Source organism: Rickettsia monacensis (assembly GCF_000499665.2).
In the GTDB taxonomy this organism is placed as follows: Bacteria; Pseudomonadota; Alphaproteobacteria; order Rickettsiales; family Rickettsiaceae; genus Rickettsia; species Rickettsia tamurae.
Window position 1 is genome coordinate 1224364 of record NZ_LN794217.1, and the last position, 16814, is coordinate 1241177.

Genomic DNA, 16814 nt, shown 5'->3' on the forward strand with positions numbered 1-16814 from the left:
TATTTCAGAAAAAATGTTTACAAAACTTTATAAGCAAGGTTTAATAAAAATTACCGGAATAAGAAAGGATATGAAAAACTATTTATTACCTCTTTTGGATAAAATCCTTTTAAGGAAGAGATTCATTATCGAAACCATTTTTGGCTACATAAAAGAGAATTTTAATATTACTCCTTCCAGACATCGATCACCTATTAATTTCTTTACTTCTCTATTCTCTGCTCTTATTGCTTACCAACTTAAACCTAATAAACCATGTATTTCTTATCCATAGGGGTTAGATAATGCAGATGCTATCATTTCCAACCTATATGGGTAGTTTAGCAGAACCGTTTAAAATATTTCCTCAACTAGATGGGCGCAACAAAAATGAAAAGATAAAATAGCAAGCTTCACTAATTCTGCTTCTTATTCAGGTGATAAGTTATGCAGTATTCAGCAGCTATTTCACTTCGCTATGCAGCATTGTATGATTTGGGTTGGGCGAGCTGAAGCTGCCCCGAATTTTGCCGATCATGAGATGCCTGATCCCGATAAAATTAACCGCTTAGGTAGCTGGTCAGGACTTATGACTCAATCTAACCACAAATCTTCTCCTGATATTACTCCTACTCAAGGTGATCTAAAAACTGCTAATTTATTTGGCAAAAGAATAGTTGAAATAACTAAGAAGTTTAAAGGGTAGAGCCCAAATCGTCACGAGCTAAGCGACTGCAGACTTTGTTGCGTGGGCCGCTTTTTCTCTTGTCATCCTGCGACTTGATCGCGGGATCCAGTCTTTTTAAACTTTTTTATGAATACCGTGGTCAAGCCACGGTATGACACCGAATGCGTTTTTCGATCCACGCAACAAAACCCAATCAAAGAAATAACATCTTAATTAACTTCTCACAAATGATGGTTTTTTATTTAGAATTTTTTGAGCATGCGTAGTCGTTTTAGCATCTCGTTCTCCTTTAGTTTTTAGAATTTTTGATTTATTACTATTAACACTAACATCACTCCAGTTACCGCTATCGCTATCGCTTTCACTGCCACTACTACTATCACTCATCTCCATAGCAACTCTTCGTGCTAAAATTGATGCAACTCCATTAGGTTTGTTAACATTCTGAGCAGGATTACTATGAGAATGTGCAACCGGTTTTCCTGTATTAGGATCAAATTCAACTTTTTTTAGTTTGTGTTCACCTCTTATGGACTGCAGCAATAAATCTCTAGAATCTTGTGCCTTAACATCCGTTTTTTCAACTTTTCTTAGATTTTTTGGTCCTGCTATTTCTCTCATTAAATCAGAAGTATCTATAGAAGGACGTGGTTGATTTTCCGGTTTTTTAACCGTAGTAGCTCCTACAGGCTTAGATAATGTCTCAGTCTGAACCGGAGCCATAGTAGGCATAGGCGGCGGTGGCGGAATGTTATTTTCCGGTAAAGGAGGAGGCGGAGGCGGCGGTGGCGGAATGTTATTTTCCGGTAAAGGAGGAGGCGGAGGCGGTGTTACATTATTTTCCAAAGGTTTAGCTAGGGACGAATTTACTAATATTGGTTCTTTTTTTGAAGTCATGTGATTTGTAAGGTTACTTATTATCTTTTGTAACTCCTCATTGTCAGATAACTTTGCAATTATATCATTAATATTTCTTTCTTTATTTTCAATTAATTCCTCAAATTTATGCTTCGTTTTATATAATTGTTCATCAATCTTTCTAATTGTTCTAGTATTACTTTCTTTGTTTTTTGCTAAAACCTGCTCATTATTATTTACAAAAACATTTTTAACATTTTGCCAAATATTATTTAACTTTTCAAAAAATGTATAAGATATTTCTTCCCTAATTTCAGCAACCTGTTTTTGTATTTCTTTAAGTTCTTTGATATTAGAATTTTCGGATATTAAATTTTGGATGTTTTGTTTTGTAGCATTTAAAGAATTATATTGTTTCTCTAGTCCTTCAGCATTAATGAATTGTAAGGGATTTGTCATATGTAGAGTTGAGAATCTTTCAGGCTTACTCTTATAACTAAAAAATACTTCCGATAATCTTTCTCTTTGATCTTTAGATAAATCTTTCTTTGTTAAATCCTTAAAATTTTTTTCGATTTCTTCTTGTAATTCTTGCTTTAAAGGTGCAGATTTTTCCGCTATATTATATATCTTATTATCAATATCTTTTAATATTTTATTATTATACTTTATTGCTTCATTTGTTAACTGTTCTTCACTTTTTATAAAAATATACTTTACATTAGAAACTGTTTTTACAAATCTTTTAAACCAAGGCAGCGATCTGCTATGTTCTTTTTCTAGTTCTTTAATTTCATTTTGTATTTCAATTAAATCTTGCAACTTCTTATTTTGTTCGCATAATTCGTTTACTTGGCCTAATATAGTATTTAAAGCATTATTTTCTTGTGCTAATAATTTATTTATATCTATTTCTTTTGCCACGCCATACACCTACTATAAATTAATGTCGGCATTATAGTAAATTTCTTGTACAAAAGCAAAGAGAAAGTTAATGTATTTTTGATAAATAAAAAGTAGATAGACGAAGTTTAATTTGAAAAAGAGCAAGGAGTCTATAAGTCAAGGAACGCAGAGTATAATAATATGTGAGTATCATTGAGCTTATAAGACTTTGTGCTCTTTTTCAAATTAAACGAGTATAGTTAACGTAATTTTAAGGATGATAAGCCTATAAGAGCAAATATGACTGAAATAATCCAAAATCTTATTACGACTTTTGATTCTGCCCAGCCGTGTTTTTCAAAATGATGATGGAGCGGTGCCATTCTAAATACTCTTTTTCCTTTAGTAGCTTTAAAGTAATATACCTGTAAAATTACGGATGCCGTTTCAATAACAAACAAGCCGCCGACTATAGCTAAAACTATTTCATACTTAGTAATGATGCTAATAATACCAAGCACACCGCCAAGACTTAGACTACCAGTATCGCCCATAAAAACTTCTGCCGGTTGTGCATTAAACCATAAAAATCCAAGGCAGCTACCGACTAATCCCGCACATAACACCGTTAACTCTCCGGTATTCGGTATATAGGTTAGCTGTAAGTAGTTCGAGTAAATTAGATTTCCTACTAAATAACTTATTAAAGCAAAAGAACCGGCAGTAAAAGCAATAGGAATGGTAGCAAGACCATCAAGCCCATCCGTTAGATTCACGGCATTAGAAGAGCCAACTATAACAAATATAGCAAAAACTATATAAAAATAACCAAGATCCAAACTTAAATTTTTAAAAAACGGTACGTTAAGTAAATGACTTGGATTTTTATCGGTATATTCTAGTAAAACACATATGATTAAGCTAATAATTCCTTGCAGTAAAAGTTTACTTTTTCCTCTTACCCCGTAATGGTTATTTTTAGTTACCTTAGCATAATCATCCATAAATCCTATAATACCGAAACTAATAAAACCAAATAACGTAATCCAAATATATTTATTAGTTAAATCAGCAAGTAATAAAGTAGAAAGACAACTAGAAAAAATAATCATAATGCCCCCCATTGTCGGAGTACCTGCTTTTGTTTGATGCGATTCAGGTCCGTCTGAACGTATAGGCTGACCGTTTTTTTGAAGAGATCGCAGAAATTTTATTAATATCGGACCTGTTATAAAGCTAAGGCTTAGAGTTATAATAATAGCAAGCCCGCTACGAAAAGTAATATAGTGAAATAAATTAGCTATATGTGAATTATGGATATGAGGAAGTAAAAGATTGTATAACATTTGCAGATTTAAATTAAAAAGTATATTTAAGGCATTATTGTGTGGCTAGAAAAACACACTCGATGTCATACCGTGGCTTGACCACGGTATCCATCTTTTCACTAGACCCCGTGATCAAGTCACGGGGTGACATTAAAGGTTACTGGATTCCCGCCTACGCGGGAATGACATAGTGATACATACAATATTATATCCTAGTGTATTTATTTATAATAATCAACAACCTTATCAAGTTTTACACCTCTTGAGCCTTTTATTAGGATAAGCTCATTACCTTCAAATAAATCCGTAATATGCGTAATTAATTCATCAACATTTTTAAAGTATTTTTTAGCTATTTTGGAAGGTAGTAAATCATAAATATATTTAGTATTTGCTCCTACTAAATAGACCTTAGAACAAGCGGCATCTAATATATAAGGCACTAGTTCCTCATGTAACCGTTTAGAATTTTCCCCTAGCTCTAGCATATCGCCTATTATAGCAGTTTTATTCTCGGCAGGTACTTGTTTTAAATATTCTAATGCAGCTTTCATTGACTGCGGACTTGCGTTATAGTAATCACAAATTACACGACAATTTTGTATATTGATAATTTCCCCTCTTCCTTTAGTAGGAGAAATATTTGCTAAGTTATTTGCAGCTATCTCTATATCTTTACCTAATATATCGATCATTAAAAGTACACCGGTATAATTTTCGGCAAAATGCCGAGGAATAAACGGTATAGTTACATCTAAGACTTTATTATTTATCTTATACTTTAAGTAGACTTGCTCTCCTAGGTTCTCATATAAAACTAATTCTGCTGAAGTTTTAGACGATCTACCGAAGCTATGTATATCGGTGATAGAAAGTTTTTTTAATATCGATAATATTTTGTTGTTATAGCAATTAGTATCGGCATTAATAACGGCAATATCATTTTTGCTAAAATTTTCAAAAATCTCACATTTAGCTTCTGCTATCTCTTCAAGCGAGTTAAAAAATTCTAAATGAGCCTCCGAAATATTAGTAATCATAGCAATATTCGGCTTTAATATTTGAACCAGCTCCCTTATCTCGCCTTTATGGTTCATGCCAAGCTCAAAAATAGCATATTCCGTATCATCAGCCATTGATGCAAGATTAATAAGTAATCCCAAGTGATTATTGAAGTTACCTCGGCTAGCAAAAATTAGACCTCTTATATAACTTGCTTCTAAAGGTAATTTGTACGTCAATCCGCTACTCACATCCTCACGTACTAAAGTGTACGCTGCGGTGCTGCGTTCCGTGTTTCCTTCAAATTCCTCTTTATTAGCTTCGTTATATAAGAGGTCTAATGATTTATAGTTAGCCTCAGTTAGTAGTGTTTTTAAAGCTTCTTTGGTAGAAGTTTTACCGACGCTACCGGTGATAGCGATGAATTTAGCTTTTGAATTCTCTCGTTTATATAAAGCCATTTTTTGTAGAGCTTCAAAACAATCCTCAACTAAGATAATTTTATCTTTATCTGCTATATCTATTTGCTTGCTAACGATTACGGCTACTGCTCCTTTATCTATTGCATCTAGAACATAATCGTGACCGTCTCTATTACCTTGAAGTGCTATAAATAAGTCACCTTTTTTAACGTCTTTGGAGTTAAATTGTACTTCATTACAATTTATAGAATTAGAGATTGTTATACCTAGTGCTTTATTTAAAGTTTCAGAATTCCAAATCATGTGTTTTTGTTACTTATGTGTTGCTGTATGGCCTTTAAAAAGCATTCCATATCATCCCGTGGCTTGTCCACACAGGATCCAGTAAAAAAATTATAAAATAATTTTTTCATATAAATCATGCCATTCTGGATTTTGAGACTCAATTAAATTTAATTTCCACTGTCTTTTATATTCTTTTAATAACTTTTCACGATTAATTGCAGCTATAATATTGTCATATTGCTCAAAATAAACTAATTTATTTATGTTATACTTAGAAGAAAATCCTTTGATTATTTTATGCTTATGCTCATAAATACGTTTTATAATATTTGAAGTTACTCCAATATATAATGTACCATTACGCCCACTAGCTAATATATATACATAATATTGTTCATTATATTATTAAATTTCTGGATACCGGGGACAAGCCCCGGTATGACAATGTGTGCTTTTTTCGATCCATGCAACAACGCCGGTCAAGCTACGGGATGACAGGCTTTTATACACTTCCTTACAACCTCAGCATCATCAAAAGGTAATTTCTTATCGCCTATAATTTGGTAATTTTCATGACCTTTGCCGGCAATTAATAAGATATCATCTTGTTTTAAATTATTTATACCGTATTTAATAGCCTCTTCTCTATTTGCTATTTCTGTATAATCTGCTTTATCTATACCACTTATGATTTCAGTTCTAATAAGCTTTGGGTTTTCATTGCGTGGATTATCATCTGTAATTATGATGGTATCAGCAAGTTTTGCGGCTATTTGCCCCATAATACTTCTTTTTGTCTTATCACGATTACCGCCGCAGCCAAAAACTACACTTAGCTTACTATCACGTAATTTAATATTTTTCAGCTCAGTTAAAGCTTTTTCAAGAGCATCCGGAGTATGGGAATAATCAACGAAAATATTAGTGTTGCCTATTCGCTCCATTCTGCCTTTTACCGGTTTAACTTGCGTTAGAATTTCGATGATTTTATTAAAATCAAATCCGGTATAATGAACACTAAGAGCAGCAATTAATAAATTACTAGCCTGAAAACTACCAATTATCGGGGTATTAAAATTATATTCTCTATTATTAAATGTAAAATTAATATTTTGTCCTTTTAAAGAACCGTTAATTCTAGTTATTTCTAAATCACCTTTTTTCCCAACGGTTATAAATTTAATATTATGATTATGTAGATAATCTTTAACAAACTCTATTTCTTCTATATCAGAATTTAATATTGCAAGACCGCCATATAATAAATGATCAGTAGACATCTTTCCAAACTTCGCTTCTAGAGGTAATTTATACGTCGATCCGGTACTCGAATCTGCACGATCGCTTGTATACGCTGCGGTTCTGCGTTCCGTGTCTCCTTTAAATTCCTCTCTAAAAGCAAATTTGGAAAGATGTATAGTAAATAATTTCAGTTTGGCTAATAAATAATTTTCTTTTGTATGGTGATAATCTAGATGATCCTGACTAAAGCTAGTAAAACATGCGATATTTACTTTTATTTCCCCAAGCCTTGCTTGATCAAGACCATGGCTAGAAGCTTCAAAAGCTAAATATTCTATACCGTTTTCAGCTAAATTATGAGCAATTTTTCTAAAGCTTAAGTAGTCTAAAGTTGTTAATTCCGGTACATCATTTATAAGATTATCGCAGCCAAATATTTCTCCCCCTATCGTACCTATAGATGCTGCTTTTTTCCCAAGTAATGAATATGTTTGAGCTATATAGGATACTACCGAGCTTTTACCGTTAGTACCGGTTACGGCTGTTATATTCTTTGGTTTTTTAGGATAGAATATTTCTATGGCTTCATATAAAGCTACTTGCACATCTTCTACGTAAATTACTTTATCTATAACAATATTTTTTTTATTGTCCGTAATTACTAATGCTGCCGCCTGATCTAAAGCATCCTTAATAAAATCATTTCCATCGACATTTTGTCCTTTAATCGCAAAAAAGACGTCTTTATCCTTAACGGTTTTAGAATTAATCGACAAACCTTTTACATTATGTTGTTGAAATAATTGCTTTAGGTTAGGGAGCATGTTTATTATATTATTATATTTAATGTCATCCCAACAACGGCGGGAATCCAGTAAAAGCACATTAGAGGCTTTACCTCTCTTCGCAATGACACTTAAATTTCTATTAAATTCCAAAGTAGTTGATTTGCCTCAACAATTATATTTTTATCTACTAATTTCCTGATAAATACTAATTTATTGTCCGGCTTGATTCTTGCCTGATTAGAGTAAGCACTAACAAATTTTAAAATTTTATCAGTCATATCAGCATTTTTATAAAATTTAATCACAAACCCGTTATCTCCTGAATCTAAATTCTCAATATTTAACTTAAAGCATAATAGCTTTATTTTTACAATATCAAGTAAATTATTAAATTCAATCGGTAGTGAGCCGAATCTATCAATCATCTCATCTTTAAATTTCTCTACTTCTATCTCATTGCTTAAATTACCTATTCTTCTATATAGCCCAAGTTTAAGAGCCGAATCGGATACATAATTATCCGGAATAAAGACGGATAATCCCAAATTAATAGTCGGGATAAAGGGTTGTTCTGAAACAACCGGTTCATCTTTAAAAATAGCTATTTGTTCTTCCAACATTTCTTGATAGAGTTCTGTACCTACTTCTTTAATTTGTCCTGATTGTTCTTCACCTATCAAATTACCGAAGCCCCGTAAATCCATATCATGGCTTGCAATAGTAAAACCTGAACCTAAAGCACAACTATTTTGTATTATCTCTAAGCGTCTTAAGGAGTGCGATGTCATCTTTTTATGACTTGCTACCGTTAGATAGGCATAGCCCTGCATTTTACCTCGACCTATTCGACCACGCAATTGATATATCTGACTAAGACCCAGCATATCGGCCTTATGTATGATCATGGTATTTGCCTCGGCTATATCAATTCCTGATTCTATAATAGTAGTTGAGACTAGTATATCGAATTTGCCGGCATAAAACTCGCTCATAACCTCATCAATTTTACTCGGAGTCATTTTTCCGTGAGCTATTTTATAGCTTAATTCCGGCACGATTTGTTTTAATTGTTTTTCGATATCCTCTATATCTTTAATTCTTGGAACTACATAAAAGCTTCTTCCACCTCTAAAATGTTCGCGTAATAATGCATCTCTGATAATAACGGGATCAAACGGCATAACCGATGTACGAACTTCCAGCCTGTTTAGAGGCGGCGTTGCAATAATGCTAAGTTCTTTTAAACCGGTCATTGACATTTGCAGCGTTCGAGGAATCGGTGTTGCCGACATTGCAAGTACATGGGAAGAGGATTTTAGCGATTTAAGAAATTCTTTTTGACCGACACCGAAATGTTGTTCTTCATCGATTATTAACAATTTCAAATTAAAGAATTTTATATTTTTATGTAATAAAGAATGAGTGCCTATTATTATATTTATTTTACCGCTTTCAAGTTCCGATCTTATAATCTTTGCTTCTTTAGAACTAACAACGCTAGATAATTGCTTGATATTTAAACCAAAACCCTTAAACCTTTCTATGAACCTTGAAAAATGTTGACTACATAAAATAGTTGTCGGTACAACTACGGCTACTTGAGGTAAATATTCATTTAGAGATTTTGCTACCATAAAGACGACACGCATTGCTACCTCTGTTTTACCAAACCCGACATCACCGCATATTAACCTATCCATTAACATACCGTTTCTTAGATCTTCTTTAATATCGTTTATAGCGGTTAACTGGTCTTCCGTTTCGCTGAAAGGAAAATTAGCACAAAATTTATCATATTCTTCAAGGTCAAATTCAATGGGAGCACTGCTATTAAGTTTCCTTTTAGCTGCTATTTGTATTAAATGCAGTGCTATCTTTTTTATACGGTTTTTAAGTTTCGCCTTACTTCTTTGCCATGAGACGCTGCCAAGCTTATCAAGCTCCGCATTATCATTGCCGTATTTTTTTATTACCTCTATATTTTCAACGGGTATATATAATTTATCATTACCGGCATATAGAATCTTTAAAAAATCATGCAGTTTACCTTTGATTTCTAAAGCTTCCAGCCTTAAAAACTGCCCTATTCCATGATCTTTGTGTACTACAAACTCACCTTCAGCTAAATTATCAAGCTCCAGCAAGATATTTTTAAGCTTTTTGTTAGTGTTTATAGAACTAGGTTTTTCTTCTAATAATTCGCTAGCGGTAATAAATAAATATTCTTTCGTATAAAAGCTTTGATTTAAAGGAATTATCCCGACATTTATTACTGAAGCCTTAGCCTCATCTAATTTATTTATCTCATTATATTTATATTCATAATTTTGGGTGATACTTTTAACTCTCTCAAGACCGCTTAAAGAAGCTGCACCTATTACGGTTTTTTTAGAAGAATGAGCTTTAATAATCTCAAATAATTTATCGGAAACCGTTTTCTTTTCTATAAAACTTGCAGAACTAATATTTTCAATTAAGCTAGCCTGCTCGGAATTTTCATAACTAATTAATATAATAGACATCTTTCTAAACTTCGCTTCTAGAGGTAATTTAGACGTCGAATCGGTACTCACATCCTCACGTACGCTTTTGTACGCTGCGGTGCTGTGTTCCGTGTCTCCTTTAAATTCCTCTCTATAAGCTGGTTTGGAAAGATGTCTATTATTTTTTTGTTCCAGTAATTCCGTTATTTCAGAAGCGGTAAAATATAAGCTAGTCGGTGAAAGGGTGGGATAGAAACTATTAAATTTAAGTTTATTTGCCTCTGACCTTGCCGAATAAAAATCGTTATAACTATGTTCAAATTCTAAAATGGCTTGTTTTGACAAATTATCGAATATGAAAATAGGATCGTTTAAATAATCTATTAAGTTAGAGCAGGAATTATAAAATAACGGAAGTAATTGTTCATATCCCGAGAATTTTCTTCCCGATATCACCGCCTCATATAAAGGATTATCGGTATGATTAACTCCAAAACTTCGTAAGTAATTATTCTTAAAATTACCGATTGTTTCAGAGTTTAAAACTATCTCATTTGCAGGACTAATAACGAGTTCCGTACAAGATTTAGTCGAAATTTGCGTATCAATATCAAATTCTTTTATTGATTCAATATAATCCCAGCTAAAATTAATTCTATAAGCTTTAGGACCTGGCAATATTATATCAATTATTTCGCCTCTAACCGCAAATTCCCCGACATCGATGCTACTCGCATTTCTTGTAAAGCTATTTTCTACTAGAAACATAGCAAGCTCATCCGTAGTAAATTTTACTTTAGGGGATAATTTCAAAAAATATTTAGAAAAAAAATCTTTCGGAGGTAATTTGTTTAATAAGTTCGCTGCATGAGTGATGAGTAATTTGCCGTTACTATTATTTGTTGTTAGCTTGGTTAATGTTTCTGCACGTCTAGATAAGATATTTGCATTTGGTGACGTATGGTCATAAGGGATAGTATCATAGCTTGGAAAGTAATAAATATTTTCATTAGAAGAAAAAAATAAAGCTTGCTTGTATAATTGCAACGCCTCCTCTTCATTACTTGCACTCAAGATAAAATTTTGCTTAAGATTCTTAGTAAAATTATCGATTGCAAAGAAAGATTTGGCAGCCGCCGGAAATTTTTGTTGTAACATTCTACAGGAGTTTATATTTTTGCTATTTTGCGTAATTTATCAATTATTTCGGCATCTAGATAAGAAGGAGCAGAAGATTTATTATTAATCCAATTATAAAGATCATTATCATTTTGATCAAGTATTAAAGAATAGCTTCCAAGTTTTTTTTCATCCATTAAGGATAGGTACTTTTCGGCAAAGCTACTGAGTATATAATCCATTTCTCTGCAACCGCGATTTTTACTACGGTAAAAAAGTTTCTTTTGTAAAGAGTTTTTATTTAATTTATTCATCTATAACATCTTGCAAAATTTTTTTATAATAATATTATTAAAATTATCAGATACCAAGATCATTTTAAAATGCTTTAATAATTAAGCACTCTAATAAATCCATTCTACATGGGTAAAATTCTATTAACTTTTATTATCAATAACAGCAAGAAAGCGTAAATATGTCGGTTCAAAATATCTGTTCTACAAAAGCTTATGATATACTAATTTCAAATGATAATGCTTTTCTTGTAGAAGTTAGAACTAGAGAAGAGTGGCAACAAGTGGGAATACCTCATTTAGATAATAAAAATAAGGTGATCTTTCTAAGTTGGCAATTGAATAAAGATTTTGAAGATAATTTTTTATCTATAATTAAAGATAAAATAGGTGCAACAAACTTCTTACATAGCTAATAAGGAGGAATTTGAAGGAAACACGGAACACAGCACCGCAGCGTACACTTTAGTACGGAGGATGCGAGTAAAGGATTGACATGCAAATTACCCTTAGAAGCAAGTTATGCAAGAAGTTTGTTAATATTTTTTCTGTGCAGGATATAGGTCATTTATCGCAGCAAATTTTATAACTAATATAGGTTATAAAAATTGTTATAATATTAGTGATGGCTTTGAAGGAAATAATCAAGACAAAGGTTGGAAACAAAATAACTTACCGTGGCAGTTTTAAGTGAGTACTAATCAAATAATTTTAACGGATCAAGGTGATAATTATGTAAATGTCTGGAGTCACGTGGCTCAAGATCTTTACAATCATTACGGTGAAACTCTATATAATAGCTGGTTTAGTAAAGTCAATTTTATAGAATCTTCATTAAATACCGTTATTCTTTGTGCCCCTACTAACTTTGTTAGAGATTGGATAAAATCCAAGTACTCTATGGTCATATTGCAACTATTTCAACATTATAATAATACCATTAAGTCGATTGAAATAATTACTAAAGAGTTACCTGGAACAACCCAAACAGTTATAGAATTACCTACTAAGACTTTTGCCGATATCGGCAGCAGTGAACTTAATTCGGAAAATATCTTTTCAACCCTTGACGTACGTTTTACTTTCGATAATTTTGTGGTTGGAGCCCCAAATGAGCTAGCTTATGCAGCAGCAAGAGCAGTTGCGGAATCATCAGGTGCGGTTTCTGAGTCTAATCCGCTTTTTCTATATGGCGGCGTAGGGCTTGGTAAAACTCATTTAATGCATGCAATCGGTTGGTATATCAAGCAGAATAATCCAAGCCGCAAAGTTATATACATGTCGGCAGAGAAGTTTATGTATCAGTTTGTTAAAGCTCTGCGTAATAAAGAAGTAATCTCGTTTAAAGAGAAATTCCGCTCGGTTGATGTATTAATGATTGATGACATTCAATTTATTTGCGGTAAAGATAGTACGCAGGAAGAATTTTTCCATACTTTTAATACATTGATTGATAATAACCGTCAAATTGTTATTTCTTGTGATAGGTCGCCTTCAGATTTAGATAATATTGAAGATCGGATAAAATCTCGTCTTGGATGGGGCTTAGTTGCCGACGTTCATAGTACTACTTATGAGCTACGACTCGGTATTCTAGAATCTAAGATTGAGCAGATGAACGTTAAAATACCGAAAGACGTAATTGATTTTTTAGCATCTAAAATCGTTTCAAACGTTAGAGAACTTGAAGGAGCTTTAAATAAAGTGATAGCTCATTCTAATTTTACTTTAAAAGAAATTACACTCGAAAATACACAAAATATTTTAAGAGATTTATTACGTTCTAATGAAAGAATAATTACTGTTGAAGATATTCAGAAAAAAGTAGCTAGTCGTTATAATATTAAATTATCCGATATGTCTTCTTCTCGAAGATTACGAGAAGTTGCAAGACCGCGTCAAATAGCTATGTATCTTAGTAAAGCATTAACGCCGAAAAGCCTTGCAGATATCGGTAAAAAATTCGGTAAAAAAGACCACACAACGGTTATGCATGCTATTAAGAAAGTAGAAGAATTGCTGAAAAACGATATAGAACTAAGTGAAGAGATTAATTTGCTGATGAAAATATTGCAGAACTAAATGTCATACCGTGGTCAAGCTGGCTTTGTTGCATGGCCCGAAAAACCGATTCGATGTCATTCCCGCGAAAGCGGGAATCCAGGGTAAAGCGAGATAAATCGAGCTTTTAATTTTAAAAACTTATTGTGTATAACCTTTAAATTACTGGATTCCCGCTTTCGCGGGAATGACATAAACAACAATGCAACAAAGCCAAAACGTCGCAGGAATGACATAGGTATATACCAAATGCCCTCAAAAAATGATTCCGGAAAAGAAATTTTTTCAAGATTATCCGGAAAATACCGGATTAACAGAATTATAGATAATCATGGTTACGGCGAGGGGGTAGCATATTTCCTATCTGAAAGTTTAAATGAATTAATCTATAAAGAGGAATTGCAAATTCACCATAACGACTACGATTATCAAAACCACGCTAATAAAGAATATAGATATATTTTTAAGAATAGTAATATTACAAAATATTTTATTGCTCCTGAAAATAGCTTATTTTATCGTTTAGATTTTATAGATAATTCAAGAGCTACAGGTAGTCATCTATGTGGTAAAGATCAATATAATGTACCTATATATTTTTAAATCCTGATTCATTTACTCTTAGCTACCAAGTTCTAGGACCTCAAAAAGACTATAATATTAGTACTGTTTTTAATAGGATATAGAATCATCAAAGCTTTCTCCCACTCATATTAACTCTAATGCTTCTTCTATAGTTTTATCTAGTTCTTCATCATGAGTTTTTAATATTTTATTGCTGTCATAGTCATAATTACCCTCATTCTCTAGGTTTTTTCTCTTTAATGAAAGCTTTAATTTAGTTTTAAATGATACAGGGGAAATAGTTTGGTTAAATTTTGCTGTAATATCTTGTAATACATCTTTGGTATATTCAGGTGCATCAATGTCATACCACTCTTTTATTTTACCGCATAAAATTTGTAGAATTTCAGGTAATATTTTTTTATTTCTTTCTTGAGAGATGCTTGTTTTTGAGCTAAAAACCTTTCAATATTTTTTAAGCTTTCAGTAAATTCCAAGTAGATTATTTCAATTAAATCCTTTAAATCTTGAGAAAAATCCTTTTTTTCAAGCAATTTAGTTTTTGTAAGCTTTAAATTACGTTCTCCTGCTTTAAGAACTAAAGCAGTTAAATTTTGGTCTAATGAATTTAACAAATCTATAGGACAATATAATTAATATTTAGTATATTTCTTAGTAAAAAATCAAGATGTTGAGGCGAAGTATAATTCTCTTTTGCCTCTTCCTCAGAAGAGCTATCAAAGTTTTCGTATTTTAGTGTCATTATTTATAGTATAATTAGTGTTAAATTATTCAGGAAAAAATATTCCAAGGAGCGGAGTTAAAATCTCTAGAGTATCTTCAATATCAGTAAGCGAACTAAACTCATCTCTATATAATAAATCATTTGTAATATTTATAACATTCAAAGTTTCACCGGTATTGCCTTCATAACAATTTTTAAATGCTAAGACTTTAGTAAAATTATTAGTCTCAAGATATTTAAGTAACTTTTTCTTTGCATAAATAATTTTGCCTTCATCATTAGCAATATTATTAAGTTTCTCTCCAACCTTACTCATCATTATATTTACTTCTTTAGCTAATAACTAGGGTCGATGTCATAATCACTAGATTTAAGCATATCTCATACCATTATAGTTATAATATTAGCTATATACTAAATATTAATCATTAATCAAGTCTTCTTTACTAAATAGTTACAATTTTATTTTATAGGTTAAATGAATAAATTTGTTAAGTTTATACAAATATTTATTGACAATTATTAACTTTTATTATATATTGCCGCACAATACTAAATATTTACGGTATTGTGATGACAGAAAAAATTGATAATATAAAAATCCACAGAACACTTACGCTTTCCGGCGGCGGGGTTAAAATCGCTGCAATGTTTCCTTTTCTTATAGAACTCGAGGAACGAACAGGGAAATCTATTTCCGAGCTATTCCCTATTATGGCAGGAGCTAGTGCCGGTGCTCTTGCGGCTGCCTTATTAACAATTCCAAAAGAACCGGGTTCAAAAGAAGCAAAATATAGTGCTAAAGAAGCATTTGAGATATTTAAATCAAGTGCAAGTGGTATATTCCCCAATACTTTCTTAGGTTCGGTTAAACAAATATTTACTCATAAACATAGTCAGAAACCTTTAAAAGAATTATTAGAAAAATATATAAGTGATAATAGGATGGATAGCCCTACTTCCCGTCTTATTATTTCGGTAAATGATTTGACTACTAATGGTACGGGATTAAAAATTTTTGACAGCTTTCACGGCTATGGTCCTCATGTAAAATTAAAAGACGTATTACTTGCCACAACTGCTGCTCCTACTTATTTTAAGCCTGTTATAGGTCCTACATACGCATATGCAGATGGAGGTCTCGATACTAACAGACCGGAAAATGAAGTTTTAAAATTGCTTAAAAAAGGTTATCTCCATAAAGAGCAAAATCATATACGCAAAGAGAAAACCCTCACACGTGAAGAGCAGAAAGAGATATTAGATCATACTATGGTATGTGCCATTAATTTCAGTAATGACCTCGAACCTACGAGTTCCATACCTAAAATCGGCTTTGACGGAGTAATAGGTTGGCTTGTGAAAGGAAAGTTGATAAACAGGCTTATGACAAACAAAGAAGCATCTTCCACTGCAGAAGCTAAAAATGATCTGCCGGGAAAAGATGAATTTTTTGAAATAGGATTGCCTATTACTAAAGAGACTGAAAGCTTAGATAATGCAAGTCCTGAGAATATAGCAAAATTAGAAGAAATAGGACGTAAATATGTAGCAGAGAATAGCGAACAAATACAAAGATTATGTGATACTTTAATAGATAATTTAAATAAAGAACAAGCAGCTAATCAAACCGTAGAGTTGATAGATGAAAATTTTGAAGAAGACGAGAATATAGAAAACAATAACGAGGCAATTAATAAAACGATAGCTCAAGCTCTAGACTCTGATGATGAAGGTTTTGAAGAAGATCCAGAGTATGAAAAAGACGAATTATTAAACAGCATTAAGAAATTTTTAAATGCATTTAGTAAGCAGAATCCAACGTTAAAAACCGATATAGATAACTTTTTACAGAAAGTAGAAAATTATACATTAGAAGAAATTAAAGAGTGTATTATCAGTTTTGAACAAGCTAGTTCAAAATGGCAAGAGCCGAATAACCTTGATGTATTTAGTAGCTGCAGTATGGAAGCCTTAAAAGAGGATATTATTACTCTTGAGGGTGAAGAGCATACAGATAATGTACCGGGTTATAATGAGATTGTAGCATAATATTCTTTTGCCTCCCTAAT

The 16814-nt window shown here is 32.2% G+C and carries 13 protein-coding genes and 5 pseudogenes; 7 read left to right on the plus strand and 11 right to left on the minus strand.

The genetic code is table 11. The features are described 5' to 3' along the window. Positions 1 to 13 precede the first annotated feature (13 nt). Both RMONA_RS06410 and RMONA_RS06415 read left to right on the plus strand, forming a co-directional pair. Positions 14 to 274 carry a transposase gene (locus tag RMONA_RS06410; protein WP_023507102.1) on the plus strand — a complete coding sequence of 87 codons (261 nt, stop codon included), beginning with the start codon at positions 14 to 16 and terminating at the stop codon, positions 272 to 274. 195 nt (positions 275 to 469) lie between these two features. After that, a complete protein-coding gene (locus RMONA_RS06415; RefSeq protein ID WP_037231644.1) occupies positions 470 to 685 on the plus strand; it encodes a hypothetical protein in 216 nt (71 codons plus the stop codon). Between the two features lie 195 nt (positions 686 to 880). On the opposite strand, the gene rickA is transcribed toward RMONA_RS06415, so the two are convergent. From rickA to RMONA_RS06445, 9 genes and pseudogenes are all read right to left on the minus strand, one after another. Next, positions 881 to 2449, minus strand: a complete 1569-nt coding sequence (gene rickA / locus RMONA_RS06420; RefSeq protein ID WP_023508045.1) for an Arp2/3 complex-activating protein RickA — start codon at positions 2447 to 2449, stop codon at positions 881 to 883. Between the two features lie 221 nt (positions 2450 to 2670). Continuing rightward, positions 2671 to 3756, minus strand: coding sequence for a phospho-N-acetylmuramoyl-pentapeptide-transferase (gene mraY, locus RMONA_RS06425; RefSeq protein ID WP_023508044.1), 1086 nt, complete (start codon positions 3754 to 3756; stop codon positions 2671 to 2673). A gap of 64 nt (positions 3757 to 3820) precedes the next feature. Continuing rightward, positions 3821 to 3889: pseudogene (locus RMONA_RS11565) on the minus strand (palindromic element RPE4 domain-containing protein); the annotation flags it as partial. 70 nt (positions 3890 to 3959) lie between these two features. Next, on the minus strand, positions 3960 to 5465 hold the full coding sequence (gene murF, locus RMONA_RS06430) for a UDP-N-acetylmuramoyl-tripeptide--D-alanyl-D-alanine ligase (RefSeq protein WP_023508043.1): 1506 nt from the start codon (positions 5463 to 5465) through the stop codon (positions 3960 to 3962). Positions 5466 to 5555: 90 nt separating this feature from the next. Continuing rightward, entirely contained in the window at positions 5556 to 5825 is a 270-nt protein-coding gene (locus RMONA_RS08830; RefSeq protein ID WP_081819068.1) for a GIY-YIG nuclease family protein, read from the minus strand. Between the two features lie 101 nt (positions 5826 to 5926). Next, complete coding sequence (locus RMONA_RS06435) at positions 5927 to 7513, minus strand: UDP-N-acetylmuramoyl-L-alanyl-D-glutamate--2,6-diaminopimelate ligase (protein WP_037231640.1); 1587 nt, start codon at positions 7511 to 7513, stop codon at positions 5927 to 5929. 92 nt (positions 7514 to 7605) lie between these two features. Beyond that, positions 7606 to 9990: pseudogene (gene mfd, locus RMONA_RS06440) on the minus strand (transcription-repair coupling factor); the annotation flags it as partial. Between the two features lie 147 nt (positions 9991 to 10137). Next, positions 10138 to 11118, minus strand: a pseudogene (locus RMONA_RS11570) (transcription-repair coupling factor); the annotation flags it as partial. Positions 11119 to 11129: 11 nt separating this feature from the next. Next, positions 11130 to 11393 carry a succinate dehydrogenase assembly factor 2 gene (locus RMONA_RS06445; RefSeq protein ID WP_023508040.1) on the minus strand — a complete coding sequence of 88 codons (264 nt, stop codon included), beginning with the start codon at positions 11391 to 11393 and terminating at the stop codon, positions 11130 to 11132. A gap of 161 nt (positions 11394 to 11554) precedes the next feature. Here RMONA_RS06445 and RMONA_RS06450 point away from each other — a divergent pair, with 161 nt between their 5' ends. The 4 genes and pseudogenes from RMONA_RS06450 to RMONA_RS06460 all read left to right on the plus strand — a co-directional run bounded on the left by RMONA_RS06450 (position 11555) and on the right by RMONA_RS06460 (position 14119). After that, positions 11555 to 11788 (plus strand): rhodanese-like domain-containing protein, encoded by a 234-nt coding sequence (locus tag RMONA_RS06450; protein WP_023508039.1) that lies wholly within the window; start codon positions 11555 to 11557, stop codon positions 11786 to 11788. Further along, a pseudogene (locus RMONA_RS11310) lies at positions 11784 to 11896 on the plus strand (palindromic element RPE1 domain-containing protein); the annotation flags it as partial. The gene RMONA_RS06450 and the pseudogene RMONA_RS11310, both read left to right, overlap by 5 nt. 166 nt (positions 11897 to 12062) lie before the next feature. Further along, complete coding sequence (gene dnaA / locus RMONA_RS06455) at positions 12063 to 13454, plus strand: chromosomal replication initiator protein DnaA (RefSeq protein WP_023508038.1); 1392 nt, start codon at positions 12063 to 12065, stop codon at positions 13452 to 13454. Positions 13455 to 13682: 228 nt separating this feature from the next. Continuing rightward, positions 13683 to 14119, plus strand: a pseudogene (locus RMONA_RS06460) (DUF6314 family protein). 255 nt (positions 14120 to 14374) lie between these two features. On the opposite strand, the gene RMONA_RS06465 reads toward RMONA_RS06460, so the two are convergent. Together RMONA_RS06465 and RMONA_RS06470 are read right to left on the minus strand one after the other, a co-directional pair. After that, the gene (locus RMONA_RS06465; protein ID WP_023508036.1) at positions 14375 to 14632 is read right to left on the minus strand and encodes a hypothetical protein; all 258 of its coding nucleotides are present in this window, start codon (positions 14630 to 14632) and stop codon (positions 14375 to 14377) included. A gap of 153 nt (positions 14633 to 14785) precedes the next feature. Beyond that, entirely contained in the window at positions 14786 to 15061 is a 276-nt protein-coding gene (locus tag RMONA_RS06470) for a hypothetical protein (protein ID WP_023508034.1), read from the minus strand. A 254-nt stretch (positions 15062 to 15315) separates the two neighbouring features. Here RMONA_RS06470 and RMONA_RS06475 point away from each other — a divergent pair, with 254 nt between their 5' ends. Beyond that, positions 15316 to 16794, plus strand: a complete 1479-nt coding sequence (locus tag RMONA_RS06475) for a patatin-like phospholipase family protein (RefSeq protein ID WP_023508033.1) — start codon at positions 15316 to 15318, stop codon at positions 16792 to 16794. Positions 16795 to 16814: the final 20 nt, after the last annotated feature.

Excerpts from the sequence above, each read along its gene's own strand:
- RMONA_RS06470 (WP_023508034.1), bottom strand. The coding sequence starts at position 15,061 with ATGATGAGTAAGGTTGGAGAGAAACTTAATAATATTGCTAATGATGAA.
- RMONA_RS06450 (WP_023508039.1), top strand. The coding sequence starts at position 11,555 with ATGTCGGTTCAAAATATCTGTTCTACAAAAGCTTATGATATACTAATT.
- RMONA_RS06410 (WP_023507102.1), top strand. The coding sequence starts at position 14 with ATGTTTACAAAACTTTATAAGCAAGGTTTAATAAAAATTACCGGAATA.
- RMONA_RS06435 (WP_037231640.1), bottom strand. The coding sequence starts at position 7,513 with ATGCTCCCTAACCTAAAGCAATTATTTCAACAACATAATGTAAAAGGT.
- RMONA_RS06415 (WP_037231644.1), top strand. The coding sequence starts at position 470 with ATGATTTGGGTTGGGCGAGCTGAAGCTGCCCCGAATTTTGCCGATCAT.
- RMONA_RS06475 (WP_023508033.1), top strand. The coding sequence starts at position 15,316 with ATGACAGAAAAAATTGATAATATAAAAATCCACAGAACACTTACGCTT.
- murF (WP_023508043.1), bottom strand. The coding sequence starts at position 5,465 with ATGATTTGGAATTCTGAAACTTTAAATAAAGCACTAGGTATAACAATC.
- mraY (WP_023508044.1), bottom strand. The coding sequence starts at position 3,756 with ATGTTATACAATCTTTTACTTCCTCATATCCATAATTCACATATAGCT.
- RMONA_RS06445 (WP_023508040.1), bottom strand. The coding sequence starts at position 11,393 with ATGAATAAATTAAATAAAAACTCTTTACAAAAGAAACTTTTTTACCGT.